Genomic DNA, 26,232 nt, shown 5'->3' on the forward strand with positions numbered 1-26,232 from the left:
CGCTCAGGAGCGACGCAGCACGAGGTAGGCCGAGCCCCGGTCGCCGCCGTACTCGGCGGCCGGGGTCTCGCCCGCGTACTCCTGGCCGCGCATCTCGCACCAGGCCGGGATGTCCAGCCGGGCCGCCTCGTCGTCCGACAGCACGGCCACCGTGCCGCCCTGCGGCACCTCGCCGATCCGCTTCGCCAGCTCGATCACCGGCAGCGGGCAGCGCTTGCCCAGGGCGTCGATGACCAGCAGCGACCCCCCGGCGGCCGGCTTCGGCGCCGGCAGGTCCAGTCCGAGCGGCGCCCGGACGCCCGCCACCAGGTCGGGCAGCACCGCGAGGAAGCGCTCCACGTCGGCCTCGGCCGTGCCGTACGGCAGCGAGACCCGGACGTTCCCCTCGGTGAGCACCCCCATCGCCGCCAGCACATGGCTGGGCGTCAGTGTGGACGAGGTGCAGGAGGAGCCGGAGGAGACCGCGAAGCCCGCCCGGTCCAGCTCGGTCAGCAGCACTTCCCCGTCCACGTACAGACAGGAGAAGGTGACGATGTGCGGCAGTCGTCGCACCGGGTCGCCGACCACCTCGACCTCGGGCACCAGCTGCGGCACCCGGGTGCGGATCCGCTCCACCAGCGCGTGCAGCCGGGCGTTCTCCTGCTCGGCCTCGGCCCGTACGGCGCGCAGCGAGGCGGCCGCGGCCACGATCGCCGGGACGTTGACGTAGCCGGGCACCCGGCCGCCCTCGCGCTCGTCGGCGGGCAGCGGCGAGGCGTACCGGACGCCCTTGCGCACCGCCAGCACCCCGACCCCGGGCGGGCCGCCCCACTTGTGGGCGCTCGCGGTCAGCAGCGACCAGCCCGCCGGGACGTCCACCCGCCCGGCGCTCTGCGCCGCGTCCACCAGCAGCGGGACGCCGGTTTCCGCGCACAGCGCGGCGACCTCGCCGACCGGCTGCACCGTCCCGACCTCGTGGTTGGCGCTCTGCACCGCGGCCAGCGCGGTGTCCGGGCGCAGCAGCGCGCCGAAGGCCGCCGGGTCGACCCTCCCGCCCCGGTCCACCGGAGCCACCGACACCTCGCCCCCGCCGCCCGTGTGCCGCTCGGCGACGTGCAGCACGCTGGAGTGCTCCACCGCGGAGTGCACGAAGTGGCTGCCGCGCCGCCGGTTCCCGGCCAGGGCTCCCAGCAGGCCGAGCTGGACGGCCTGGGTGCCGCTCGCGGTGAAGGCGATCTCGTCCGCCCGCGCGCCCAGCACCGCGGCCACCGTCTCGCGGGCGGCGTCCAGCAGCATCCGGGCCTGCCGGCCGGAGCGGTAGAGCCGGGCCGGGTCGGCCCAGCCCTCGTCCAGGGCGGCGGTCAGCGCCTGCCGCGCGACGGGGTGCAGGGGGGCCGTCGAGGCCACGTCGAAGTACACGGTCACATTTAACGACACACCCGGCCCGCGATCCGGTCCGGCCGTGCGGCTCACCCACCGTCAGTCGATCATCCCGAATGTCCGCTTCGTCCGCGCCCGACGGGCCGTCACAGGAGTCGTCCGAGGTCATCCCCCGATCGGGCGTACGGACCTCGAATGCCTGCGGTGACCTGCGGCGCAGCCCCTGCCGGGCCTGATCGGGCTAGCGGGCGGCGCGTTACCGGGGGCTGCCCGTCAGGAGCGCATAAGGCTGGAGTAGGGTTTGGCCCGCATAAGCATTCAAACCGTGCCCGTGGACGGGTCGCCGGGGAGGCTCACACTCCTCTCCGGGGCGACGCGAAGGCGGGCGAGACTTCGGGAAGGCGCTACGTGAGTCCCAACGGCTCCGACCGCTCGCCGCGGCGCACGATGCGGCGGAAGCTGCCTCAGGCGCTGGCACTGGGCCTCGTCATCGCGACCGCCACCGGCTGCTCGGCCAACGACCTCCCCAGGCTTGGCCTCCCGAGCCCCGTCACCAAGGAAGGACCCATGGTCCTCCAGATGTGGCAGGGCTCCTGGATCGCGGCGCTGGTGGTCGGCGTACTGATGTGGGGTCTGATCATCTGGAGCGTGATCTTCCACCGGCGCAAGCGCACCGGCGTGGAGATCCCCCCGCAGACCCGGTACAACGTGCCCATCGAGGCGCTCTACACCGCGGTCCCCATCATCATCGTCTCGGTCCTCTTCTACTTCGTCGCCCGCGACGAAGCGAAGCTGACGCAGGTCTCCGAGAAGCCGCAGCACTACGTCAACGTGGTCGGCTTCCAGTGGAGCTGGGCGTTCAACTACGAGAACACCGAGACCCCCGACCCGGCCAACAAGGACGCCGCGTACGAAGTCGGTACGCCCAAGGACGCTCCGACGCTCTGGCTGCCGGTCAACGAGACGGTGCAGTTCCGTCTCACCTCGCGTGACGTCATCCATGACTTCTGGCCCGTCAACTTCATGATGAAGATGGACGTCGTGCCGGGCGTGGTGAACAAGTTCGAGGTCACGCCGACCGTCAAGGGCGAGTACATGGGCAAGTGCGCCGAGCTCTGCGGCGTCGACCACTCGCGCATGCTGTTCAACGTCAAGGTCGTCGACCGCGCCGACTACGACAAGCACCTGGCCGAGCTTCGCGCCAAGGGCCAGAACGGTGCGGTGCCCTCCGGCCTGATCACCATGGGAAGTGAAGAGAAGTGACAATCCTCAACGAGCCCGCCGCGGCCGGCGGGGGCGCCGAGGCCGTCACGGTCGGGGCGCAGCGGACCCGGAAGCCGGGTTCGACCATCATCAAGTGGCTGACCACCACTGACCACAAGACGATCGGCACGCTGTACCTGGCCACGTCGTTCGCCTTCTTCCTGATCGGTGGCATCCTCGCCCTGGTCATGCGTGCCGAGCTGGCTCGTCCCGGGACCCAGATCCTGTCGAACGAGCAGTTCAACCAGGCGTTCACGATGCACGGCACGATCATGCTGCTGATGTTCGCGACGCCGCTCTTCTCCGGCTTCGCGAACTGGATCATGCCGCTCCAGATCGGCGCCCCGGACGTGGCGTTCCCGCGTCTGAACATGTTCGCGTACTGGCTGTACCTCTTCGGTTCGACCATCGCGGTGGGGGGCTTCCTGACCCCGAACGGCGCCGCCGACTTCGGTTGGTTCGCCTACTCCCCGCTGTCGGACGCGGTGCACTCGCCCGGCGTCGGCGGCGACATGTGGATCATGGGTCTGGCCTTCTCCGGCTTCGGCACGATCCTCGGTGCGGTCAACTTCATCACCACGATCATCTGCATGCGCGCTCCGGGCATGACGATGTTCCGGATGTCGATCTTCGTCTGGAACGTCCTGCTGACCTCGGTGCTGATCCTGCTGGCCTTCCCGGTGCTGGCCGCCGCGCTGTTCGCCCTGGAGGCGGACCGCAAGTTCGGTGCCCATGTCTTCGACCCGGCCAACGGCGGGGCGATGCTCTGGCAGCACCTGTTCTGGTTCTTCGGCCACCCCGAGGTGTACATCATCGCGCTGCCGTTCTTCGGCATCGTGTCGGAGATCATCCCGGTCTTCAGCCGCAAGCCGATGTTCGGTTACTCCGGTCTGATCGCGGCCACCATCGCGATCGCCGGTCTGTCCGTGACGGTGTGGGCGCACCACATGTACGTCACCGGACAAGTGCTGCTGCCGTTCTTCTCCTTCATGACCTTCCTTATCGCGGTCCCGACCGGTGTGAAGTTCTTCAACTGGGTCGGCACCATGTGGAAGGGCTCGCTGAGCTTCGAGACCCCGATGCTCTGGACGGTCGGCTTCCTGGTCACCTTCCTCTTCGGTGGTCTGACCGGTGTTCTGCTGGCCTCCCCGCCGATCGACTTCCACGTCTCGGACTCGTACTTCGTCGTCGCCCACTTCCACTACGTGGTCTTCGGCACCGTCGTGTTCGCGATGTTCGCCGGCTTCCACTTCTGGTGGCCGAAGATGACCGGCAAGATGCTGGACGAGCGCCTCGGCAAGATCACCTTCTGGACGCTGTTCTTCGGCTTCCACACCACCTTCCTGGTGCAGCACTGGCTCGGCGCGGAGGGCATGCCCCGCCGCTACGCCGACTACCTGGCGTCGGACGGCTTCACCGCCCTGAACACCGTCTCCACCATCGGCTCCTTCGTGCTCGGCCTGTCGATGCTGCCGTTCCTCTACAACGTGTGGAAGACCGCCAAGTACGGCGAGAAGGTCACCGTGGACGACCCGTGGGGCTTCGGCCGCTCGCTGGAGTGGGCGACCTCCTGCCCGCCGCCGCGGCACAACTTCCTCACCCTCCCGCGGATCCGCTCCGAATCCCCGGCCTTCGACCTCCACCACCCGGAGATCGCCGCGCTGGACTACCTGGAGAACCACGGTGAGCCGGCCAAGCACCTCGCCGGTGTGACCCCGGCGAAGTACGACGCCCCGAAGCTGGGCAAGAGCGAGGGTGACGCCTGATGAAGGAACAGGGAAAGATCTTCCTCGGCCTGTCGGTCTTCGTCCTGGCGATGGCCGTCACCTACGGCCTGTGGACGAACACCTCGGACCACGGCATCGAGGCCGCCGGCACCACCGCGCTGTTCCTGGCCTTCGGCCTGTGCGCCTTCATCGGGTACTACCTCGCCTTCACCGCCCGCCGGGTGGACAGTGGCGCGGGTGACAACCCCGAGGCCGAGGTGGCGGACGACTCCGGCGAGCTGGGCTTCTTCGCCCCGCACAGCTGGCAGCCGCTCTCGCTGGCGCTCGGTGGCGCGCTCGCCTTCATGGGCGTGATCTTCGGCTGGTGGCTGATGTTCTGGGCCGCCCCGATCATCGCGATCGGCATCTTCGGATGGGTCTTCGAGTTCTACCGGGGCGAGAACCAGAACCAGTAGGGTTCCCGCTGCCGACACCAGGGCCGGTCCTCCCGCACGGGGGGACCGGCCCTGCTGCGTCTCCGGGGTGACGACCTCACTCCGTCGGGTGAACGGCGGTTCCCTCGGATGTCGCTCCGCCAGCATGCGTTCCTACGATCTGATCAATCGCGCGACCCCTCGGAGGCGGTCATGGCCGACAGGCACGGAATCGCAGCTCTCGGCGGCATCTCGCTGTCCCTCGCAGTACTGGTCCCACTGGCCGCCTGCATGTCGGAGGACGAGGAACCAACCGGACCGCACCGGATCGACGCGGCCCGCCTGGTCCGCCTCTCGGCGGACGGCAAGGCCGACCCCTCCCAGCCGGTCACCGTGACCGCGGTCAAGGGCGGCCGGCTCACCGACGTCACCGTGGCCGACCCGGACGGCCGGGTGGTCGCCGGGAAGCTCGCCGAGGACCAGCGCAGCTGGCAGACCACCGGCCGGCTGAAGGCCGCCACCGCGTACACGGTGCGGATCTCCGCCGACGACGGCAAGGGCGGCCGCGGCGACACCACCGCGAGCTTCAGCACCATAGCCGCCGAGCACCTGCTCACCGCCAAGCTGGGCCCGGACTCCTCCGGCCGCGGCGTCTACGGCGTGGGCCAGCCGCTCACCGTGCAGCTCTCCGAGGCCGTGAAGAGCCCGCAGGCCCGCCAGGAGGTCGAGCGCGCCCTGACCGTCGGCTCCCAGCCCTCCGTCATCGGCGCGTGGTACTGGGTGGACGACAAGAACCTGCACTTCCGCCCGCAGGACTACTGGCCGGTCGGCACGACCGTCTCGCTGGCCTTCGACGGCACCGGCAGCCGGATCGCCGACGGGCTCTACGGCGGTGACCGCAGCTCGCTGAAGCTGCGGATCGGCGAGCGGGTGGAGTCGGTGATCGACGCGGCCGCCCACAAGCTCACCCTGAAGCGCGACGGAGAGGTGCTGCGGACCATCCCGGTCACCACCGGCAAGCCCGGCTTCGACACCCGCAACGGCGTCAAGGTGGTGCTCGGCCAGGAGCGCTCGGTCCGGATGAACGGCGAGACGATCGGGATAGCCGCCGGCAGCACGGATTCGTACGACCTGGACGTGAAGTGGGCCACCCGGGTGACCTGGAGCGGCGAGTACGTCCACGCGGCGCCCTGGTCGGTCAGCTCGCAGGGGGTGGAGAACGTCAGCCACGGCTGCACCGGCATGAGCAACGACAACGCCAAGTGGTTCTACGACCACACCCGGGTGGGGGACCTGGTGACGGTGGTGAACAGCCGCGGCGCCCGGATGGAGCCCTTCGGCAACGGCTTCGGGGACTGGAACGTCGACTGGACGGACTGGGTCAAGCACAGCGCCTCCGGAGAGACCGTCAGCACCACTGCACCGGCCTCCCAGGCCCCCGCCTCGGGGATGATCCGCCCCGAGCTCTGAAGCTCCTTCCCGGGCGACACGCCCTTCTGCGGGGCGACGCCGGGGCACGCACCTCGCCACGTTGTCGTCGGTCGCCAATGGCCCCCGGCCTTCGGCCGGGAGGTGCCCCCACCGCAGACCTCCTCCGCCTTGCGATGCACGCACCCCAACGCCGCCCCGCCCGCCCTCCGGGCGGACGACGGGAGTTCGGCGACACGCCCTAACCCTCCGGGTAGGCCAGCCGCAGCGCGGTGTCCACGGCGGCCAGGGCGTCCGCGTGGGAGACGCCCAGGCGGCTCGCCCGGGCGGCGTACTCGGCGGCGGCCTCGGCCGCCAGCCGGTGGGCCGCGTCCCCGGTGGCGGCGATCAGCGTGCCGCGCCGGCCGTGGGTCTCCACCACGCCGTCCGCCTCCAGCTCGCGGTAGGCCCGGGCGACGGTGCCGGCGGCCAGCCCCAGCTCCTCGGCCAGGGCCCGGACGGTAGGCAGCCGCAGTCCGGTCGGCAGCTCGCCGGAGCGGGCCCGCTCGGCGATCTGGGAGCGGATCTGCTCGTACGGGGGAGTGGCCGAGACGGGGTCGACGGAGAGCTGCACGGGGGCTCCTGGTGGCGCGGGCGGGTACGGGAAAGCCCGAGGGCCGCCGACCAGAAGAACTCTGGTCAGCGGCCCTCGGGGTGACGCGGCGGTGCCTACGGGATCAGTGGTGGCCGTGGCCGCTGGTGATCTCGTGGTGCTCCTCGGCGGTCGGCTTGGGGATCTGGCTGCCCTCGCCGTAGAAGCCGCGGGAGAGCTTGGCCCGGGTGCGGGTGAGGACGCCGGCCTTGCGGGCCACGCCGTTCTCGTCCGCCTGGGCCGGCAGCTCGACCGGCTGGTTCTGGTCGTGCGCGGTGAGCTTGTACAGGTCCTTCTGCGGGAGCTGGGCGTGCACCTCGATGAACTCGCCGTGCGGCAGGCGCTTGATGACACCCGTCTCGCGGCCGTGCAGCACCTTCTCCTTGTCACGGCGCTGGAGACCGAGGCACCAGCGCTTGGTGATGATGAAGACGACGACCGGGACGACGAAGAAGCCGACGCGGACGAAGTAGGTGACCGAGTTGATCGACAGGTGCAGGTGGGTGGCGAACAGGTCGTTGCCACCGGCCATCAGCAGGATCAGGTAGAGGCTGATCCAGGCGGCGCCCAGGGCGGTGCGGACCGGAGCGTTGCGCGGGCGGTCCAGGATGTGGTGCTCGCGCTTGTCGCCGGTGATCCAGCCCTCGATGAACGGGTAGGCCGCGATCGAGACCAGGACCAGCGGGAAGATCGCCAGCGGGACCATGACACCCAGGTTGAGGGTGTGGCCGCCCCAGACGCTGATCTCCCAGCCCGGCATGACACGGATCAGACCCTCGGAGAAGCCCATGTACCAGTCGGGCTGGGCGTCCGTGGAGACCTGGTCCGGGCGGTACGGGCCGTACGCCCAGATCGGGTTGATCGTGGCGATCGCCGAGATGACGGCGATGAGGCCGAACACCAGGAAGAAGAAGCCACCGGCCTTGGCCATGTAGACCGGCATCAGCGGCATGCCGACGACGTTCTTCTCGGTCTTGCCCGGGCCCGCCCACTGGGTGTGCTTGTGGTAGAAGACCAGGATCAGGTGCGCCACCAGCAGGCCGAGCATGATGCCCGGGATCAGCAGCACGTGGATGGTGAAGAACCGCGGCACGATGTCGTGGCCGGGGAACTCGCCCCCGAACAGGAACATCTGGACGTAGGTGCCGATCAGCGGGACGGCGAGGATCGCGCCTTCCATGAAGCGGATACCGGTGCCCGACAGCAGGTCGTCCGGCAGGGAGTAGCCGAAGAAGCCGTCGAACATGCCCAGGACCAGCAGCAGGAAGCCGAAGACCCAGTTGATCTCACGCGGCTTGCGGAACGCGCCGGTGAAGAACACGCGCATCATGTGCACGAGCATCGCGGCCACGAAGACCAGGGCGGCCCAGTGGTGGATCTGACGGATCAGCAGGCCGCCGCGGACCTCGAAGCTGATGTCGACGGTGGAGGCGTAGGCCTCCGACATCGGGATGCCCTTGAGCGGCACGTACGAGCCGTCGTAGACGACCTCGGCCATCGACGGCTTGAAGAACAGCGTCAGGTAGACACCGGTCAGGATGATGATGATGAACGTGTAGAGGCAGATCTCGCCCAGCATGAAGGACCAGTGGTCCGGGAAGATCTTCCGCAGGTTGGCCTTGGCGAGGGAGTAGATCCCCAGCCGGCCGTCAGTCCAGTCAGCCGCGGCCTCCCACTTGTTGGCGGGCTTGGCGCGCGTGCTGGAGGGCTTGGCGGCACCGGTGGTGGTGCTGCTCGCGCTACTCATCGAGCACGCTCCCAGTAGCTCGGGCCGACGGGCTCAGCGAAGTCGCCGGTGGCGACCAGGTTGCCCTTCTCGTCAGTGATGATCTTCAGCTGCGGCAGCGGGTGGCCGGCCGGGCCGAAGATGACGCGAGCGCCGTCCGCCAGGTCGAAGGTCGACTGGTGGCAGGGGCAGAGCGCGTGGTGGGTCTGCTGCTCGTACAGGCTGATCGGGCAGCCGACGTGGGTGCAGATCTTGGAGTAGGCGAGGATGCCCTCGAAGCCCAGCTCCTTGGACTTCTCGTCCTTGATGTCCTCGGGCGCGATGCGGACCAGCATCAGGGCGTCCTTGGCGATCCGCTGCTGGAAGTCCTCGCTGTGCGTGGACAGGCCCTCCGGCATGGCGAACGTGAGCGAGCCGACGATGATGTCCTCGGGCTTCATCGGCTGCATGGTGTTCATGTTGATGAGCTGCAGCGGCTTGGCCTCGGTCGCCTCCTTCCAACCGGTCTCCTTGAGCTTCTTCTCGGGAAGCGGGCCGAGGTCACGGAGCAGGACCACGCCGGAGAGCGGGACCAGCGCCATGGAGCCGATCAGGGTGTTGCGGATCATCTTGCGGCGACCGAAGCCGGACTCGGCGGCACCGGTCCTGAACTGCTCGATGACGTCGGCGCGGACCTCGTCGGAGGCCTCGATCGGGTGACGCTCGGACGGCATCTCGACGTCCGACATCAGGGTGCGGGCCCAGTGGACCGCGCCCGCGCCGATCATGAACAGCGCGACGCCCAGGGTCAGGCCGAGCGCGAAGTTCAGGGCGCTGACGTGACCGAGCGGGAAGATGTAGACGATCTGGTCCGGGTCGATGGCCACGTACGAGGCGATGAAGCCGACGGTGGCGAGCATCGAGATCACGAACATCAGCGAGACCTGGCGCTCGGCGCGCTTGGCGGCCCGCTCGTCGATGTCGGTGCGACGGGGCTCGTGGGCCGGCAGGCCCGGGTCGGCGAACGGGCTGCCGTGGTCGGCCACCTCGCCGGCGGAGCCGTGCGGCTCCGGGAGCTTCTCTTCTGACATGTCGTGGCTCATGACTTCTTGGCCTTGGTGGTGTGGGCGGCGACCCAGATCGCGACCGCGATGAGCGTGCCGAGGCCGAAGATCCAGCCGAACAGACCCTCGGTCACCGGACCGAGGCTGCCCAGGGTGAGACCGCCGGGGTTGGGCTCATCGTTGGTGGTGTGGCGGACGAAGGCCACGATCTGCTTCTTCTGCTCCTCGGGCATGGTGGTGTCCGGGAACGACGGCATGTTCTGCGGGCCGGTCTGCATGGCCTCGTAGATGTGCTTGGCGTCCACGCCCTCGAGCGACGGGGCGTACTTGCCCTTGGTCAGGGCACCACCCTGGCCGGCGAAGTTGTGGCACTGGGCGCAGTTGGTGCGGAACAGCTCGCCACCCTTGGAGATGTCCTCGGGGTTGGTCGAGGTGAACTGCTCCTCCTTCGGGATCACCGGGCCGGGACCGAGGGAGGCGACGTAGGCGGCGAGCTGGTCGATCTCGGCCTGCGAGTAGATGTTCTTCTTGCGCGGGACCTGGGCGCCGGGCTGCTGGGCCGGCATGCGGCCGGTGCCGACCTGGAAGTCGACAGCAGCGGAGCCGACGCCGACCAGGCTCGGACCGTCACTGCTGCCCTGGCCGTTCAGGCCGTGGCAGGAGGAGCAGCCCACGGCGAAGAGCTTCTTGCCCTCATCGATCGCGAGCGACTGCGCGGCGACGTCGGCCTGCGCCTTGTCGGCGGGCGCGAACGCGGCGTACAGCCCCCCGGTTGCCGCCAGGGCGAGAAGTAGGACGACCAGCGCCGCCAATGGGTGGCGCCGTCGTGCGGAGAGCTTTTTCACGGAATAACCCCGGTGTCAGGATCTGGTCGACTGGTGGGTGCACCCGGCGGCCGGTCTGGCCGGCACGAGGCTGCCCGTCTAGGGCTGCGCGCGCGGTCGGTCGGTGGGAGCGTCGGCACCGGCAGAAGCGGCCCGTCGCCGGTGAGGGCGGGGGCCGCTGCCGGTGGCCAGCGACCTGATCAGCTGGTTACTTGATCAGGTAGATGGTCGCGAACAGGCCGATCCACACGACGTCGACGAAGTGCCAGTAGTACGACACGACGATCGCGGCGGTGGCCTGCTCGTGCGTGAAGCGCTTGGCTGCGTACGTCCGTCCCAGGACCAGCAGGAAGGCGATCAGACCACCCGTCACGTGCAGCCCGTGGAAGCCGGTGGTCAGGTAGAACACCGTGCCGTACGGGTCGGAGGACAGCGAGAGGCCGTCCTTCTTGACCAGCTCGGTGTACTCGAAGACCTGGCCGCCGATGAAGACCGCGCCCATGGCGAACGTGAGGATGAACCACGCCCGGAGCTTCTTCACGTCACCGCGCTCGGCGGCGAACACACCGAGCTGGCAGGTGAGCGAGGAGAGCACCAGGATCGTGGTGTTGACCGAGGAGAAGGGCACGTTGAGGGCGTGGGCCTTCTCGGTCCAGAACTCCGGCCCCTTGACGGAGCGGAGCGTGAAGTACATCGCGAAGAGGGCCGCGAAGAACATCAACTCGGAACTGAGCCAGACGATCGTTCCGACGCTGACCATGTTCGGCCGGTTGACCGATCCGTGCGCGTGCCCGGTTTCTACTGCTGTTGCTGTCGCCACGACGGACATTATGTCGGTCCCTTATTCCGTCTTCACGCCGGGGGGTGTCCCTCGGAGTGTCCGGTGCGTGCGGTATGCCCGCTTGGGGGTCGACGGGGTGTCCGGACGGGGGCTGAGCAGCGGGGTGTCCCTTTTCTGATGGTTCCTCGGAGGGGCCCGCGACCCCCTTGCCCGGCGCGTCGTTGCACGGTCGGAGTAGCCGCGGGAGGTAGGGGAGAGGGCCTCGGGTCGGCCGTACGGGTGGACTGGGCGAGGTCGGGTGACGGGCCGTCCTCCGGGCGGGTGAGCCCGGGGCGCGGGGGCTCGGGAGAGGAACGTGCGCGAGGGGGACTCGGCGGAGGGTGATCGGGAGTAGCATCCGGATCAGGCGAACGTGGTCCGGATCACACTTGAGGGAGCAGGGCCCATGGCGTACACGACCGATGAGACGCTCACCGTCCTCGTCTACAGCGACGACCGCAACACCCGCGAGCAGGTGCTGACGGCGCTCGGCCGCCGGCCCGCCGAGGATCTTCCGGAACTGTCCTACCTGGAGTGCGCGACCACCCCCGCGGTGCTCAAGGCACTGGAGAAAGGGGGAGTGGACCTCTGCGTGCTGGACGGCGAGGCCGTTCCGGCAGGCGGGCTGGGTCTCGGGCGCCAGCTCAAGGACGAGATCTACGGCTGTCCGCCGGTGCTGGTGCTGATCGGGCGGCCGCAGGACTCCTGGCTCGCCGCCTGGAGCCGGGCCGACGCCGCCATCTCCCACCCGGTGGATCCGGTGGCGCTGGCCGAGGCGGTCGCCACCCTGCTGCGGACGCGGCTGGCGAAGCGGACTCCGGCAGTCCGCTGAAATCCGCGCAGGCAGTTGGGAAATACAGGGGTAGAAGCGGCCCCTTCGCTCGATAGGCTGGCTCCATCCGTACGGACGTCCCCCTGTGGTGGGGAACCGACAACAGCTGGAGTCAGCCATGGTGAACGTGAACCCTGCGAACGGCGGTAGCGACCCCGCGCAGGTGGTCCGCACCTGGCCGGACCTCCTGGCGGCACTGTTGAAGGGGGACGACCTCGACCGCTCGTCCACCGAGTGGGCGATGGACCGGATCATGAGCGGCGAGGCGTCCCCGGTGCAGGTGGCCGGGTTCATGATCGCGCTGCGGGCCAAGGGCGAGTCGGTCGAGGAGATCGCCGGTCTGGTCGACGCGATGTACGCGCACGCCGAGCCGCTGGAGATCCCCGGTCCGGCGGTGGACATCGTCGGCACCGGCGGGGACCGGGCGAAGACCGTCAACATCTCCACCATGTCGGCGATCGTCGCGGCGGCCGCCGGCGCCAAGGTGGTCAAGCACGGCAACCGGTCGGCCTCCTCCGCCAGCGGCTCCTCGGACGTGCTGGAGAAGCTCGGGGTGGCTCTGGACATCTCCTCCCGGCGGGTCGCCGAGGTGGCCGAGGAAGTCGGGCTCACCTTCTGCTTCGCGGCGAAGTTCCACCCCTCGATGCGGCACGCGGCCACCGCGCGGCGCGACCTCGGGGTGCCGACCGCCTTCAACATCCTCGGCCCGCTGACCAACCCGGCCAAGGTCACCGCGCACGCCATCGGCTGCTTCGACACCCGGCTGTCCGGGCTGATCGCCGGGGTGCTGGCCCGGCGGGGCGCGACGGCGCTGGTCTTCCGCGGCGACGACGGGCTCGACGAGCTGACCATCACCACCACCTCGCAGGTCTGGCTGGTGCGCGACGGAGAGGTCACCGAGAGCACCTTCGACCCGCGGGACGTCGGCATCGAGCTGGTCGGCATCGAGGCGCTGCGCGGGGCGGACGCCTCGTACAACGCCGAGGTCGCACGGCGGCTGCTGGCGGGGGAGCACGGGCCGGTGCGGGACGCCGTCCTGCTGAACACGGCGGCGGCACTGGTCGCGCTGGACCTGGGCGACGCACCGCTCACCGAGCAGCTGGCGGCCGGCATGGAGCGGGCCGCGAAGGCGATCGACTCCGGCGCCGCGCAGGACCTGCTGCGGCGCTGGTCGGAGGCCACCAGCCGGATCTGATGCGGCCGTTGGGGAGCCCGTGCCGGTACGCCGGCGCGGGCTCTTCTCGTGCTGTCCGGATGCTGGATGGCCGTTTGACCACCCGCTGGACGAGGCCTAGAGTCTTCGCCAGGTCATGAGTGACAGCGTCAAGCCCCAGCTGGCTGTCCGGCAACCCTCCGTCCGTGGCGGGGTGCCCTGGGTGAGGACCGGGTCGCCACGGCAAACCGTCCGTGCGACAAGCGCGGACGCCCGACGACTGGCACTCCCGGGGTCCCCATACCCCTGAAGGAGTGCATCCTCATGTCCGTCTCCACCGAAATCTGCGCCCCGCTCGCCGTCCTCGGCGCCGACGTCGAGGTCCCGCTCGCCAGCGGTGAGAGGGTCGGCTACGCGGCGCTCGACTACGCGGCCAGCTCGCCGGCGCTCCAGCGGGTGTGGGACGACGTCGCCGCCTACGCGCCGTACTACGGCAGCGTCCACCGCGGGGCCGGGTACCTCTCGCAGCTGTCCACCGACCTGTTCGAGCAGAGCCGCCGCACCGTCGGCGAGTTCCTCGACCTGCGCGAGGGCGATCAGGTGGTCTTCACCCGGGCCACCACCGACTCGCTCAACCTGCTGGCCGCCGCCGTTCCCGCCGGCACCCGGGTGTTCGCCTTCGAGACCGAGCACCACGCCTCGCTGCTGCCCTGGGCGCACGCCGGACTGGACGTGACCTACCTGCGGGCGCCGCGCTCGCGGGCCGAGGCGGTGGCCGCGCTGGACGCCGCGCTCGCCGAGGCGCCCGAGGGCCCCAAGCTGCTCTGCGTCACCGGCGCCTCCAACGTGACCGGCGAGCTGTGGCCCGTCGCCGAGCTCACCGGGACCGCCCACCGGCACGGCGCCCGGGTGGTGCTGGACGCGGCCCAGCTGGCCCCGCACCACCGGGTCTCGGTGCGCGAGCTGGACGTCGACTGGATCGCCTTCTCCGGCCACAAGATCTACGCGCCGTTCGGCGCCGGGGTGCTGGCCGGCCGGGCGGACTGGCTGGACGCGGCCGAGCCGTACCTCGCCGGCGGCGGGGCGACCCGCACGGTGGCCCGGGAGACCGACGGCTCGGTGGCCGTGCAGTGGCACACCGGCCCGGCCCGGCACGAGGCCGGCTCGCCGAACGTCATCGGCGCCTACGCGATCGCCTCGGCCTGCCGGGCGCTGACCGAGGCCGGCTTCGACGCGCTGGAGGCCCGCGAGCAGCAGCTGATCGCCCGCCTGACGGCCGGGCTGGCCGAGATCCCGCAGGTCAAGGTGCTGAACCTGTTCGGCGCGGACTCTCCGCGGGTGGGCGTGCTGTCCTTCGTCGTCCGGGGCTGGAACAGCTCGCACTTCTCGGCCGCGCTGTCCGCCGAGTACGGTATCGGGGTGCGCGACGGCCTGTTCTGCGCCCACCCGCTGGTGCGCACGCTGCTCGGGGACGAGGCCCCGGCTGTCGAATCGACGTGCGGCGCTCCCGATCCCTCCCTGCCGGGCGAGCGCAGCCTGAACGCGATCCGGGTGAGCTTCGGCGCCGGGACGCCGGACGAGCACGTGGACCGCTTCCTGACCGCCGTCCGGGAGCTGGTCACGGACGGCGCGGCCTGGAACTACCGCAACGAGGGCGGGCGCTGCGTCGCGACCGCGCAGATCGACCGGGGTCGGCGTGAGGGCTGATCGCTACTCGTCCAGGCCGAGGGCGAAGGCGGCTTCCAGGTCGTGCTGGGAGTAGGTGCGGAAGGCGATCTGGGTCTCGGTGTGGGCCACACCCGGGACCTTGTTGAGCCGGCCCGGGATGACCTCGGCCAGGTCGTCGTGCCGGCGCACCCGCACCATCGCCACCAGGTTGTAACCCCCGGTCACCGAGTAGACCTCGCTCACGCCCTCGATGGCGGCGATGGACTCGGCGATCTCCGGGATGCGGTCGACACTGGTCTTGATCAGGACGATGGCGGTGATCACAGTTCGAGCTCCTTTGTGGGGTGCCGCCAGCGTATCGGGCGTCGGCCCGGTCGTCGCGGGGGGTGGCGGACCACGGTGCAGGCGTAGAGGAACCCGGCCGAGAAGCCGATCACATGGACCAGGTAGGCCACTCCCGGGCCGGCCGAGTGCATCGACCACCACTGGAGGGCGAACCAGAGGCCGAGCACCAGCCAGGAGGGGAAGCGCAGCGGCAGGAAGAGCAGCAGCGGGACGAGGGTGGTCACCCGGGCCCGGGGGTGGAGGCGCAGGTAGGCGCCGAGGGCGGCGGAGATCGCCCCGGAGGCGCCGATGAGCACCCGGGTGGAGTTCGGCGAGTGCGCCTCGGCGAGTGCGAAGCCGTACGTGGTCAGGCTGCCGGCGGCCAGGTAGAAGACGGCGTACCGGGCCCGGCCCAGCCGCCGTTCGACGGTGGGGCCGAAGACCTGGAGGAAGAGCAGGTTCCCCAGCAGGTGCAGCCAGCCGGCGTGCAGGAAGAGCCCGGTGAGGACGGACAGGGCCGGGTGCTTGCCCGGGGTCGGGGTGGTCGGGCAGCCGGGGACCGGGTCGTGGGCCTCGGCGAGCTGTTCGGCGGTCAGCGGCCGCCCGGCCAGCACCTCGGCCGGGACGGCACCCCAGCGCTGCTCGTACCGCTGCTCCGCGCAGACCTGGGCCTGGCCGGTGCCGTACAGCGGGTTGAGCCCGGCGGCCGGGCCGAGCAGGAAGACCAGGGTGTTCAGCGCGATCAGGGCGTAGCTGACCGCCGGGACGGTCGCCGCCGCCGGGCGGCCGCCCGGGGCGGCGGTGTGGTCGGGGGCCGCGAGCGCCATGCGGCCAAGCATCCCTCCGGGCGCCGCGGGTGACACGGCGGTTTACGGCAGGTGGACTAGCTCGGGTGTTCGAGCGACCGGTGGTCGCGACGGTTGCCCCAGGCAATAGGCTTGGGGCGGGCATTCCCGCCTCCCGCCGCCGACGCCGGGGCTCCGGGGGGAGCGCCTAGCCCATGCAGGGACCACCCGAGAGGACCCCCGATGACCGTCCCCGCCCTGACTGCCGACACGCGCTGGCGCTGCACCCTGTGCGGCAACCTCACCCGCTTCGACGTGACCCGCACCGCGCGGGTGACCGAGTTCCTCCACTTCGACCTGGCCGGCGAGTCCAAGGTCGAGGAGACCGAGGTGCTGAGCGAGACCGTCGAGTCGGTGCGCTGCCGTTGGTGCAACGCGGTGGACCAGGTCGAGCTGGTGGCCCGGCCGGGCGCCGAGGGGGGCCAGGACCCCACCGAGCAGGGCTGATCCCCGCCGGTGCGACGGGTGGGTGCGCGGCGCACCCGCCCGTGCCGCACGGGACAATACAGAAACAAGACGCACGGAGCGTGACGACAGGGGCGGCAGCGGCCGTGCCCGCTGGACCAGGATCGGAGCCGAGGACGTGGTGGACGCAGCGAAGGAGCCCGGCGAAGCCCAGGGGCTTCAGCCCGCTGCGGCCGAGGCCTGGGCCGAGGCGGCGGGGGCGGCGAACGACCCCTCCGAGCCCACGGCGGAGCGCGCTGCCGAGAAGCTCGAACGGCCGCTGCCCGAGGGCGTGCGCCGGCGCGTGGTCGGGCTGGCCTCGGACGCGCTCGGCGGGCTGCCGTCGGCCGAGCTCCCCCAGGGCCTGCGCCAGTACGTCAAGTTCACCCCGGCGCGACGGGCCAAGTACGCGGCCACCGCGCTGGCGGCGGCGCTGGAGGCGGAACCGGCCTTCCGGGTGCGGATAGCGGAGCGGCTTCGCCTGGGACAGCCGGACCTGGTGAGGGCGCTGGAGTCGGGCACCGCCCCGGGTGCGGCCGATCCGATGGACGTCGCGGCCGCCGCCTACCTGGTGCGTTCGCCGGGCTGGAGCCGGCTGGTGACCGAGGCCGGTGAGGAGGCCGAGCGGGCCGGCGCCGAGGACGCGGCCGCGGAGGCGGCCCGGCTGGTGGAGAAGCTGCAGGCCGAGCTGGCCGAGGTGCGGGCCTCCGCGCGGGCGGACCTGGACCGGCAGCGGGCCGAGTCCGAGGGCGTCCGCAAGGAGGCCGAGTCGCTGCGCAAGAAGGTGCGGTCGCTGGAGAGCGACACCCGCCGGGCGCAGGCCGAGACGCGCCGGGTGACCGGCGAGCTGGAGGCCGTGAAGGCGCAGGCCGCGGCCGAGCGCGGCGCGGCCGAGACCGAGGCGCGCAGGCTCAGGCACCGGGTCGCCGAACTGGAGAACGCGGTCGAGCAGGGCCGCCGGTCGGCCCGCGAGGGGCGCAGTGTCGAGGACATGCGGCTGCGGCTGCTGCTGGACGCCGTGCTGCAGTCGGCCCAGGGGCTCCAGCGGGAGCTGGCGCTGCCGGTCTCCCAGATCCGCCCGGCGGACCTGGTGGAGGCGGTGGTGCCGGGGGCGGCCTCCCCGCACGACGTGGCCCGGCGTGGGCTGGCCGAGGACGATCCGGCGCTGTTGGACCAGCTGCTGGCGATTCCTCAGGTGCACCTGGTGGTGGACGGCTACAACGTGACCAAGACCGGTTATCCGACGCTGCCGCTGGAGCAGCAGCGGATCCGGCTGCTGGGCGGGTTGGCGATGCTGGCCCAGCGCACCCAGGCGGAGGTCACCTGCGTGTTCGACGGGCAGGACCTGGACGTCCCGGTGATCATGGCGCCGCCGCGCGGGGTCCGGGTGCGGTTCAGCCGGACGGGGGAGACGGCCGACGAGCTGATCCGCCGCCTGGTGCGGGCCGAGCCGCAGGGCCGCCCGGTGGTGGTGGTGTCCACCGACCGGGAGGTCGCGGAGGGCGTGCGGAAGGCGGGCGCGCGCCCCGTGGCGTCGGTGCTGCTGCTGAACCGGCTGGCCCGGCCCTGACCCCACCAAGCCGCGTGATGCCTGGTCAGGCGCGGTTCCGAGGCGGTGCGCGGCTTTCGTGAAGTCAGAGTGAAAGCCGGAGTTCACGCCTTCGGGGGAGTGGTAAAACGGATAGATCTTCACTAGGGTCTGGCGTCAAACCTATTTTTAGGAATCTCATCCCATCAGGTGAGTCCGAGGAAAGAAGGAGCCGGTCCCTTGGCCTCCCACCGCCGTCCCAAGCAGCCGAGCCGCGCGCGGATCTCCGTGCTCACCGCTGCCGCTGCGACCGCGGTCGCCCTCTCCGCCCAGGTGGCCGCGCACGCCGCACCGCAGCCGAACAAATCGGACGTCAAGGCGCAGATCGACCAGCTCCAGGAGGAGCAGGAGCAGGCGGCTGAGAAGTACAACGGCGCCAAGGAGCGGGCGGACCAGCTGCGCAAGCAGGCCGACCAGCTTCAGGACCAGGTGGCCCGCAGCCAGGAGCAGATGACCCAGCTCCAGGGTGGTCTCGCCGAGGTGGCGGGCGAGCAGTACCGCATGGGCGGCATCGACCCGTCCGTCCAGCTGATGCTCTCCTCCGACCCGTCCGGCTACCTGGAGAAGGCCTCCACCGTCCAGCAGGCCAGCACCAGCCAGGCCGAGGCGCTCAAGGGACTGCTGGACCAGCAGCGCCGGCTGGACCAGGAGAAGGCCGAGGCGGCCGCCGTGCTCGCCTCGCTGGACACCACCACCAAGGACCTGAACCAGGCCAAGGCGGACGTCAACACCAAGCTGAAGGCCGCCCAGGACCTGCTGAACTCGCTGAGCGCCGCCGACCGCGCCGCGCTGCGGGCCCAGCAGGCACAGGACGACCGCGCCTCGCGCGGCAGCGACCGGGTCGACCTCAGCAGTCTGCCGCCGGCCAGCGGCTACGCGGCCGTGGCGATGGCCAAGGCGATGAGCAAGCAGGGCTCGCCGTACGTGTGGGGCGCCACCGGGTCGACCACCTTCGACTGCTCGGGCCTGATGGTCTGGGCGTACGGGCAGGCCGGCGTCTCGCTGCCGCGCACCTCGCAGGAGCAGGGCCACTACGGCACCCGGGTGCCCTCGCTGGACCAGGCCCAGCCGGGCGACCTGGTGATCTACGGCAACGACATGCACCACGTCGGGATGTACATCGGCAACGGCATGGTGGTCCACGCGCCGCACACCGGTGACGTGGTGAAGGTGATGAAGGCCGACGCGATGTCGATCAACACCATCCGCCGGGTCTGACGGTCCGACACGCCCGAGGGGCTCCTCCGGGGCCTGTGAAAAGCGCCACCTCCGTGCGGGGGTGGCGTTCGGGTTTCCGGCTCCTTCGCGACCACATGCTGAGAACCGATCAGCCTTGCGTACGCCATTGGTTACCATCGGTCATTTTCACAAAGGAACTTGGGTAATCTTCCGTCTTTTTTCTGACAAGGATTTGAACGGATCACGGTTCAGTTACTAGGGTCGTGCCCCGAACCACCGCACTGTCGATCGCCCTGCCAGGGTGGCGGCGGTGGTTACCGCCGAGTTCGCGAGGCAGCGGGGCAGGTCGAAGCGACTGCCCGACAGGGGAGCCCAGTGGTCGGGGGCGCTGTGGAGCGGAGCCGGGGAACCACGTTCCTCCGGGGTGAATCGGCGCCAGGTCGGCCGATGGAACGGCCGTGAGGCGCCGTAGGGCATGCTTCCGGCCCGAACCCGTCAGCTCACCCGGTAGGCGGACGTAGGAAGAAGGAGTCCGCCTTCGTGGCGTCCCATCGTCGTCCCAAGCCCGCCGGTCGCGCCCGCGTCTCGATCCTCACCGGGGTCGCTGCCGCAGCCGTCGCCCTCTCCGCGCAGTCCGGTGCCCACGCCGACCCGCAGCCGACCAAGGAACAGGTCAAGGAGCAGGTCGACCAGCTCAACGAGCAGGCCGAGGTCGCGACCGAGAACTACAACGCCGCCCAGGCCAAGCAGCAGGAGCTGGAGAAGCAGGTCTCCGGCCTGCAGGACCAGGTGGCCCGTCAGCAGGCCCAGGTCACCGAGCTCCAGGGCGGCCTGGCCGAGATCGCCGGCGAGCAGTACCGCAACGGGGGCATATCCCCGACCGTCCAGCTGATGTTCTCCTCCAGCCCGGACAACTTCCTCAGCCAGGCCGGCACGCTGAACCAGGCCGGCAGCACCCAGAAGGGTCAGCTGAAGGAGCTCCAGGAGCAGCAGCGCAAGCTCGACCAGGACCGCAACGAGGCCCAGGGCAAGCTCGCCGAGCTGGAGTCGACCACCCAGCAGCTGAAGGCCTCCAAGGAGGAGGTCCAGGGCAAGCTGAAGGCGGCCCAGGACCTGCTCAACACGCTGACCGAGCAGGAGCGCCGGGCGCTCCAGCAGGCCGAGGAGAAGGCCGCCGCCGAGGCCCAGCTGAAGGCGGAGTCCGCGAAGCTCGACGCCGCGAAGGCCGCCGCCGACCGCGCCTCGCGCGACAACAGCCGCGGCGACCTCGCGGCCGGCACGACCACCGCTCCGGTGAAGGTGGCCGCCGGCAGCTCGCGCGGTGCCGCCGCGCTCTCGGCCGCCGCGTCCAAGGTCGGCAGCCCGTACGTCTGGGGCGCCACCGGCCCGGGCTCCTTCGACTGCTCCGGCCTGATGGTCTGGGCGTTCAACCAGGCCGGCGTGTCGTTGCCGCGCACCTCGCAGGCGCAGGCCTCGGCCGGCACCCGGATCGGTTCGGACATCTCCCAGGCCCAGCCCGGCGACCTGCTGATCTTCTACAGCGACGCCCACCACGTCGGCATCTACGCGGGCAACGGCCAGGTGCTGCACGCGCCCAAGCCGGGTGCGTCGGTGCGCTACGAGGCGGTCACCAACATGCCGCTGGCCTCCATCGTGCGGGTCTGATCCCGGCACGGACGCTTCCAGGCCCGGTCTTCCCCAGGGAAGGCCGGGCCTGCGGCTTTTCCGGCGGGGTCGACCTGATGTCCGATTAGGGGTCAAATATTCGAGTTGGGAGGGGTTTGGACTCGCTTGCCCGAACTCGCTAACGTCTGCCACCGGACTCCCGCTCGACGGCCGCCCGTCGTGGTGCGGCGGCGGGGGCCGCACCGCAGGATTGGAGCCGCTGCCGCCATGCCCGTGCACCGCCGTTCCCAACTGCTCACCCGGGCGCTGGTGCTGACCGCGGCCGCCGCCACCGCGCTGGGCGTGGCCGCCGGAGGCAGCGCCCAGGCCGCCCCCGGCAGCCCGGACCCGTCCGACCGCCAGGACGTCACGGCACAGGTGGAGCAGCTGTACGACGAGGCCGAGCAGGCGTCCGAGAAGGCCAACGCGGCGCAGGAGGCCCAGCGGCGGCTCCAGGGCGAGACCACGATCCTCCAGGGTGAGATCGCCGTCGCCCAGGACCAGCTCAACGAGCTGCGCGGCGACCTGGCGACGGTGGCCGGGGCCGAGTACCGCGGCGGCGGGATGACCCAGACCGCCCAGCTGATCCTCTCGCCCGACCCGGAGGGCTACCTGGCCCGCGCCCGCACCCTGGGCCAGGCCGCCGTGCGCCAGCAGGAGACCCTGCACGAGCTGGTCACCCGGCAGCGCCGGCTCGACCAGCGCCGCACCGAGGCGGCCGGCAAGCTCGCCGAGCTCGACCAGACCCGCCGCTCGCTCGCCGACAGCAAGCAGCAGATCCAGCAGCGGCTGGCCAAGGCGCAGAAGCTGTTGAACGGTCTGGGCGCCACCGAGCGGGCCCGGATGACGGCCCAGGACGCCCGGGACGCCGAGCAGCGCGCCACCCGGGGCACCGACCGGCTGGACCTCGGCACCGCCCCGCCCGCCTCCGAGCGCGGGGCCGCCGCGCTGGCGGCCGCGGTGCGGATGATCGGCTCCCCGTACGTCTACGGGGCCACCGGGCCGCACGCGTTCGACTGCTCCGGTCTGATGTACTACAGCTGGCGGCAGGCCGGAGTGACCCTGCCGCGCACCTCGCAGGCCCAGGCGTACGCCGGGCAGCGGATCAACCTGTCCGAAGCGCGACCGGGAGACCTGGTGATCTTCTACCGGGACATGCACCACGTCGGCATGTACGCCGGTGGTGGGGTGATCGTGCACGCCCCCCGTCCGGGTGCCAAGGTCCGCTACGAGAGCGTCTCCGCCATGCCGGTCTCCGGGGTGGTCCGGCTCTGAGCGCCCCGCTGTCCGGCCCTGCCGACCCCGCTGACCCCGCCGACCCCGCTGAGATAGCCCGGCCCCGGCCCCGCCCCCGCCGCGTGCTGTCCCGGCGGGGTGCGTTGCTGCTCGCGGCCGGCGGGCTGGTCCAGCTGTCGCTGCCGCCGGCCGTCCCGGCGGCGGCCCCGGCGCGGTCGGCGGACCGGTACGGCGAGGTGGCCGCCGCGCTCGCGGAGCGGGCGCGCTCGGCGGCGCCGTGGGCCGGGCTGCCGGTGGCCGAGACGGGGTACCGCAACCTGGTGCTCGCCGCCTCCGGCGGGCCGGAGCGGCTGACCGCCGCCGCCGACCTGGCGGTGCGGATCGCCGGGTACGACGAGTACCCGGTGGTGTACCCGCGCCGGATCGAGCTGGTCCGGGCCGGGGACGGCTGGCGGGTCGAGCGCGAGGAGAGCGCGGGCGGGCCGCCCGCGCCGTGGGACTTCGGGCCGCTCCGGTCGGCGCCGGGCGCCCACTGCCTGGTGCTCGGGCCGGTGGCCGGCCCCGACCCGGCCGAGCTGGTCGCGGTGGGGGACCGGGCGGTGCCCGCCGTCACCGAGGTCTGGGGCGGCGCCTGGCCGGGGCGGCTGCTGCTGGAGCGGCCCGCGACCGAGGAGCAGTTCGCCCGGCTGCTGGAGGGCGACCCGGACGGCTGGACGGGCATGGCGGCGGTCACCGTGGCCGCCCCCGGTGCGCCCTGGCACACCCCCTCGGACCGGGTGCTGGTCAACCCGGAGGCGTACGGGCGGCTCAGTGACTTCGGCCGCCAGGTGGTGATCACCCACGAGGCCACCCACGTCGCCACCAGGGCCGACACCCGGGCCTGGACCCCGCTGTGGCTCTCCGAGGGCGTCGCCGACTGGACCGCCTACCGGGACTCGGGCCGCAGCCCCCGGCAGATCGCCCCCGAGCTGGCCCGGGACGTCGCCGCGGGGAAGCCGCCGACCGCACTGCCCGCCGACCGGGACTTCGCCGCCGGGGCCACCGGCATCGCCCAGGCCTACGAGCAGTCCTGGCTGGCCTGCGAGCTGATCGCCCGCGTCCACGGCCCGCGGCGGCTGGTCGCCTTCTACCGGGCGATCGGCGCGGCCGACGGGCAGGGCGAGGAGCGCGAGCGCCGGACCGACCGGCTGATGCGCCGTGAGCTGGGCGTCGGCCTGGAGGAGTTCACCCGGCTCTGGCTGGAGCAGGTGGCGGCGCTGTGAGACGTGTCCGATCAGCGGCCGATCAGCGGCGCTGCTCGGCCGGGGTGCCCGGGTGGTCGATGCCGTCCAGCAGGTCCTGCTCGTAGGCGATGCCCGGACGCACCGGGTAGCCCGCGACGGGCAGCGCGGCGGGCTCGTGGTCCAGCACCACGGTCGGCGGCAGCGGCGCCTCGCCGCGGGTGGAGCGCCAGAGCCGGACGCAGGAGAGCACGGCCGCGGCCAGCAGCAGCAGGTTGCGCACGGCCAGCACGGTGACCGCCGCCGGGTCGCTGGCCAGGACCTGGGTGAACATGGTCGGGAACTCGACCAGGGTCAGCGGGCAGGCGAGCAGGATCAGCACCGCCACCGGCCGCTGGCTGCTGTTGCGCACGGTCAGGCAGACCGCCGCGACGCCGATCAGCCAGACCAGGTACTGCGGGCTGATCACCCGGCTGGTCACCACGAAGATCAGCAGCGCGCACAGCGCCGCGTCGTACATGGTGGCCGCGCTGCGGCGCTTGGAGGTGAAGCGCCACAGCAGCAGCCAGCCGAAGCCCAGCAGGGTGCCGGCCAACATCACCTTGCTGATCACGCTCACCCACGGCCCGAGCATCTCGGGGGAGCCGTAGTTCATGGTGACCTTGCCGTCCCAGGCCCCGGCGATCCGGGCGAAGTGCAGCGGCAGCGCGCCGAGCGATTCGACCTCGATGCCGCGGTCCTTCTGGAAGGCCAGGAAGTCGAAGGCGCCGTTCATCCCGGCCGCCAGCAGGAAGCCGATCGAGACGGCGGTGGACCCGGCCAGCGTCCAGGAGCGGCGGGTGCGGCGGCCGGAGGGAGTGCCGATCAGGCCGAGCAGCGGCCAGATCTTGACGATGCCGCCCAGGCCCAGCAGCAGCCCGCCGACCGCCGGGCGGCGGATCAGCGCCAGCAGGCCGGCCAGGGCGACCGCGGTGACGATGACGTCGAAGCGGTTGTAGATCATCGGGCCGAGCAGTGGGACGCCCACCACCCACAGCCAGGCGCCGGTCAGCGCCCGGCCCCGGCGCAGGCCGGTGCGCACCAGCAGCGCGGCCGCGGCCGCGTCGGCTATCCCGCAGATCACCCAGAACGAGACCAGGTACGACCAGGGCAGCAGGCCCGGCAGCAGGATCACCAGGGCGGCGCCCGGCGGGTACTGCCAGGTCACGTCGTCGAACGGGAAGGTGCCGGTCTGGAGCACGCCGTACCAGGCGTGGTAGATCATCCAGACGTCCGCCGTGACGTCCCCGCCGGGCGCCTTCAGCACGCCCGTCGCCAGCAGCACCAGCAGGGCGCGGGTGGCCACCCAGGTGGCTCCGAGCGCGGCGAGCGCCCCGAGCGGGCGGCCGAGGCGGCCGCGCGAAGAACCGGGCTCGGTGGCCGGGGCCAATTCCACTGCGCTCCCTCGTTCGTCTCGGACGTCCCCACCGGAGGCGTCGTATCGACGGACGCCCGGGCCGCCGCATCCGCGGCCTAGGTACTAGGACTGACCCGGGGGTCAAACGGTTGCCGTGCGCGGTTCCGTTCCCGGCGGGTCATGGTGTTGACCTATCGTACGGATCACCCAGCGGTACACCGCGCACCCCCCGACCGAACGAGCCGTGGCCTGATGCACAGAACCTTGATCGTCACCAACGACTTCCCGCCCCGCCCCGGTGGCATCCAGGCCTTCGTGCACAACATGGCCGTCCGTCAGCCCGCTGGCAGCGTCGTGGTGTACGCCTCGACCTGGCGGGACGGCAGCGAGGTGGCCCGCTTCGACGCCGAGCAGCCGTTCCCGGTGATCCGGGACCGGACGAAGGTGATGGTTCCCACACCCCGGGTCACCCGGCGGGCCGCCGAGATCCTGCGCGCGGAGCGGTGCGACTCGGTCTGGTTCGGCGCCGCCGCCCCGCTCGGGCTGATGGCGCCCACGCTGCGCCGGGCCGGGGCCGGGCGGCTGCTCGGCATGACCCACGGGCACGAGGCCGCCTGGGCCCAGCTGCCGGTCTCCCGGCAGCTGCTGCGCCGGATCGGTGCGGGCACCGACGTGCTGACCTACCTGGGCGAGTACACCCGCTCCCGGATCGCCGCGGCGGTCGGGCCGCAGGCCGCGGCCCGGATGGTCCAGCTGCCGCCGGGCGTGGACGAGACGACCTTCCACCCGGGCTCCGGGGGCGCCGAGGTGCGCCGTCGGCTGGGGCTGGCGGACCGGCCGGTGGTGGTCTGCGTCTCCCGGCTGGTGCCGCGCAAGGGCCAGGACACCCTGATCGAGGCGATGCCGCAGATCCTCGCCGACGTGCCGGACGCGGTGCTGCTGATCGTCGGCGGCGGCCCGTACCGGGCGGACCTGGAGAAGCTCGCGGACGCCACGGGCGTACGGGACTCGGTGCGGTTCACCGGTTCGGTGCCGTGGGGGGAGCTGCCCGCCCACTACGGGGCCGGGGACGTCTTCGCGATGCCGTGCCGCACCCGGCGCGGGGGGCTGGACGTCGAGGGTCTGGGCATCGTCTACCTGGAGGCCTCGGCGACCGGCCTGCCGGTGGTCGCGGGGGACTCCGGCGGGGCGCCGGACGCGGTGCTGGAGGGCGAGACCGGGTACGTGGTGCCCGGCGGCTCGGCCTCGGCGGCGGCCGAGCGGATCGTCCGGCTGCTGCACGACGAGGAGCTGCGGCGGCGGATGGGCGAGGCCGGGCGGCGTTGGGTGGAGCGTTCCTGGCGCTGGGACCTGCTGGCGGGGCGGCTGACCTCGCTGCTGGCCGGGTGACGTGGACGGGCCCCGCCTCCTTCCCGGGGAGGAGACGGGGCCCGTCCGGCGTCCGTGGG

Annotated in this window: 23 protein-coding genes and 2 riboswitches; of the genes, 14 read left to right on the top strand and 9 right to left on the bottom strand. The window is 71.6% G+C overall.

The window, feature by feature from the left end; all coding sequences use genetic code 11:
- Nucleotides 1–3 precede the first annotated feature (3 nt).
- Complete coding sequence (locus AB0O11_RS04690) at nucleotides 4–1,398, bottom strand: aminotransferase class V-fold PLP-dependent enzyme (RefSeq protein WP_363381673.1); 1,395 nt, start codon at nucleotides 1,396–1,398, stop codon at nucleotides 4–6.
- Between the two features lie 369 nt (nucleotides 1,399–1,767).
- Between AB0O11_RS04690 and coxB the strand changes: the two genes are divergently transcribed.
- From coxB to AB0O11_RS04710, 4 genes are all read left to right on the top strand, one after another.
- Complete coding sequence (gene coxB, locus AB0O11_RS04695) at nucleotides 1,768–2,622, top strand: cytochrome c oxidase subunit II (RefSeq protein WP_363381675.1); 855 nt, start codon at nucleotides 1,768–1,770, stop codon at nucleotides 2,620–2,622.
- Nucleotides 2,619–4,388, top strand: coding sequence for a cytochrome c oxidase subunit I (gene ctaD / locus AB0O11_RS04700; RefSeq protein WP_363381677.1), 1,770 nt, complete (start codon nucleotides 2,619–2,621; stop codon nucleotides 4,386–4,388). The genes coxB and ctaD overlap by 4 nt, the downstream gene beginning before the upstream one ends.
- Nucleotides 4,388–4,804, top strand: coding sequence for a cytochrome c oxidase subunit 4 (locus tag AB0O11_RS04705; protein WP_363381679.1), 417 nt, complete (start codon nucleotides 4,388–4,390; stop codon nucleotides 4,802–4,804). Before ctaD ends, AB0O11_RS04705 begins: the two co-directional genes overlap by 1 nt.
- 171 nt (nucleotides 4,805–4,975) lie before the next feature.
- Entirely contained in the window at nucleotides 4,976–6,232 is a 1,257-nt protein-coding gene (locus AB0O11_RS04710) for an Ig-like domain-containing protein (RefSeq protein ID WP_363381681.1), read from the top strand.
- 199 nt (nucleotides 6,233–6,431) lie between these two features.
- Here AB0O11_RS04710 and AB0O11_RS04715 read toward each other — a convergent pair whose 3' ends face one another.
- The 5 genes from AB0O11_RS04715 to AB0O11_RS04735 all read right to left on the bottom strand — a co-directional run bounded on the left by AB0O11_RS04715 (nucleotide 6,432) and on the right by AB0O11_RS04735 (nucleotide 11,243).
- A complete protein-coding gene (locus tag AB0O11_RS04715) occupies nucleotides 6,432–6,803 on the bottom strand; it encodes a GntR family transcriptional regulator (RefSeq protein WP_363381683.1) in 372 nt (123 codons plus the stop codon).
- Nucleotides 6,804–6,906: 103 nt separating this feature from the next.
- Nucleotides 6,907–8,568, bottom strand: coding sequence for a ubiquinol-cytochrome c reductase cytochrome b subunit (locus AB0O11_RS04720; protein WP_363381684.1), 1,662 nt, complete (start codon nucleotides 8,566–8,568; stop codon nucleotides 6,907–6,909).
- The gene (locus AB0O11_RS04725) at nucleotides 8,565–9,617 is read right to left on the bottom strand and encodes a Rieske 2Fe-2S domain-containing protein (RefSeq protein WP_363382013.1); all 1,053 of its coding nucleotides are present in this window, start codon (nucleotides 9,615–9,617) and stop codon (nucleotides 8,565–8,567) included. Before AB0O11_RS04725 ends, AB0O11_RS04720 begins: the two co-directional genes overlap by 4 nt.
- Nucleotides 9,618–9,625: 8 nt before the next feature.
- Entirely contained in the window at nucleotides 9,626–10,435 is an 810-nt protein-coding gene (locus AB0O11_RS04730) for a c-type cytochrome (RefSeq protein WP_363381685.1), read from the bottom strand.
- A 187-nt stretch (nucleotides 10,436–10,622) separates the two neighbouring features.
- On the bottom strand, nucleotides 10,623–11,243 hold the full coding sequence (locus AB0O11_RS04735; protein ID WP_049651835.1) for a heme-copper oxidase subunit III: 621 nt from the start codon (nucleotides 11,241–11,243) through the stop codon (nucleotides 10,623–10,625).
- Between the two features lie 397 nt (nucleotides 11,244–11,640).
- Here AB0O11_RS04735 and AB0O11_RS04740 point away from each other — a divergent pair, with 397 nt between their 5' ends.
- From AB0O11_RS04740 to AB0O11_RS04750, 3 genes are all read left to right on the top strand, one after another.
- Nucleotides 11,641–12,066, top strand: a complete 426-nt coding sequence (locus AB0O11_RS04740) for a hypothetical protein (RefSeq protein WP_363381686.1) — start codon at nucleotides 11,641–11,643, stop codon at nucleotides 12,064–12,066.
- A gap of 118 nt (nucleotides 12,067–12,184) precedes the next feature.
- Nucleotides 12,185–13,261 carry an anthranilate phosphoribosyltransferase gene (gene trpD, locus AB0O11_RS04745; protein ID WP_363381687.1) on the top strand — a complete coding sequence of 359 codons (1,077 nt, stop codon included), beginning with the start codon at nucleotides 12,185–12,187 and terminating at the stop codon, nucleotides 13,259–13,261.
- Nucleotides 13,262–13,372: 111 nt separating this feature from the next.
- Nucleotides 13,373–13,491: riboswitch (SAM riboswitch) on the top strand.
- 52 nt (nucleotides 13,492–13,543) lie between these two features.
- Nucleotides 13,544–14,926, top strand: a complete 1,383-nt coding sequence (locus AB0O11_RS04750) for an aminotransferase class V-fold PLP-dependent enzyme (protein ID WP_363381689.1) — start codon at nucleotides 13,544–13,546, stop codon at nucleotides 14,924–14,926.
- A 3-nt stretch (nucleotides 14,927–14,929) separates the two neighbouring features.
- Here the strand turns inward: AB0O11_RS04750 and AB0O11_RS04755 are convergent, their stop codons facing one another.
- Together AB0O11_RS04755 and AB0O11_RS04760 are read right to left on the bottom strand one after the other, a co-directional pair.
- Complete coding sequence (locus AB0O11_RS04755; protein ID WP_224278336.1) at nucleotides 14,930–15,211, bottom strand: Lrp/AsnC ligand binding domain-containing protein; 282 nt, start codon at nucleotides 15,209–15,211, stop codon at nucleotides 14,930–14,932.
- Entirely contained in the window at nucleotides 15,208–16,038 is an 831-nt protein-coding gene (locus AB0O11_RS04760) for a rhomboid family intramembrane serine protease (RefSeq protein WP_363381691.1), read from the bottom strand. Before AB0O11_RS04760 ends, AB0O11_RS04755 begins: the two co-directional genes overlap by 4 nt.
- A 201-nt stretch (nucleotides 16,039–16,239) precedes the next feature.
- Between AB0O11_RS04760 and AB0O11_RS04765 the strand changes: the two genes are divergently transcribed.
- The 6 genes from AB0O11_RS04765 to AB0O11_RS04790 all read left to right on the top strand — a co-directional run bounded on the left by AB0O11_RS04765 (nucleotide 16,240) and on the right by AB0O11_RS04790 (nucleotide 23,430).
- The gene (locus AB0O11_RS04765) at nucleotides 16,240–16,503 is read left to right on the top strand and encodes a hypothetical protein (protein WP_363381693.1); all 264 of its coding nucleotides are present in this window, start codon (nucleotides 16,240–16,242) and stop codon (nucleotides 16,501–16,503) included.
- A gap of 136 nt (nucleotides 16,504–16,639) precedes the next feature.
- On the top strand, nucleotides 16,640–18,070 hold the full coding sequence (locus tag AB0O11_RS04770; protein ID WP_363381694.1) for an NYN domain-containing protein: 1,431 nt from the start codon (nucleotides 16,640–16,642) through the stop codon (nucleotides 18,068–18,070).
- Between the two features lie 198 nt (nucleotides 18,071–18,268).
- Nucleotides 18,269–19,306 (top strand): NlpC/P60 family protein, encoded by a 1,038-nt coding sequence (locus tag AB0O11_RS04775; RefSeq protein WP_363381696.1) that lies wholly within the window; start codon nucleotides 18,269–18,271, stop codon nucleotides 19,304–19,306.
- Nucleotides 19,307–19,643: 337 nt separating this feature from the next.
- Nucleotides 19,644–19,797, top strand: a riboswitch (cyclic di-AMP (ydaO/yuaA leader).
- Between the two features lie 10 nt (nucleotides 19,798–19,807).
- The gene (locus AB0O11_RS04780) at nucleotides 19,808–20,932 is read left to right on the top strand and encodes an NlpC/P60 family protein (RefSeq protein WP_363381697.1); all 1,125 of its coding nucleotides are present in this window, start codon (nucleotides 19,808–19,810) and stop codon (nucleotides 20,930–20,932) included.
- Between the two features lie 228 nt (nucleotides 20,933–21,160).
- Nucleotides 21,161–22,207 (top strand): NlpC/P60 family protein, encoded by a 1,047-nt coding sequence (locus AB0O11_RS04785; protein ID WP_363381699.1) that lies wholly within the window; start codon nucleotides 21,161–21,163, stop codon nucleotides 22,205–22,207.
- An 83-nt stretch (nucleotides 22,208–22,290) separates the two neighbouring features.
- Nucleotides 22,291–23,430: a hypothetical protein gene (locus tag AB0O11_RS04790; protein ID WP_363381701.1), complete on the top strand. Its 1,140-nt coding sequence runs from the start codon at nucleotides 22,291–22,293 to the stop codon at nucleotides 23,428–23,430.
- 22 nt (nucleotides 23,431–23,452) lie between these two features.
- Here the strand turns inward: AB0O11_RS04790 and AB0O11_RS04795 are convergent, their stop codons facing one another.
- Nucleotides 23,453–24,823, bottom strand: coding sequence for a glycosyltransferase 87 family protein (locus AB0O11_RS04795; RefSeq protein ID WP_363381702.1), 1,371 nt, complete (start codon nucleotides 24,821–24,823; stop codon nucleotides 23,453–23,455).
- A gap of 213 nt (nucleotides 24,824–25,036) precedes the next feature.
- Here AB0O11_RS04795 and AB0O11_RS04800 point away from each other — a divergent pair, with 213 nt between their 5' ends.
- Nucleotides 25,037–26,173 carry a glycosyltransferase family 4 protein gene (locus AB0O11_RS04800; RefSeq protein WP_363381704.1) on the top strand — a complete coding sequence of 379 codons (1,137 nt, stop codon included), beginning with the start codon at nucleotides 25,037–25,039 and terminating at the stop codon, nucleotides 26,171–26,173.
- Nucleotides 26,174–26,232: the final 59 nt, after the last annotated feature.

The organism is Kitasatospora sp. NPDC093102, assembly GCF_040683915.1.
Classification (GTDB): Bacteria; Actinomycetota; Actinomycetes; order Streptomycetales; family Streptomycetaceae; genus Kitasatospora.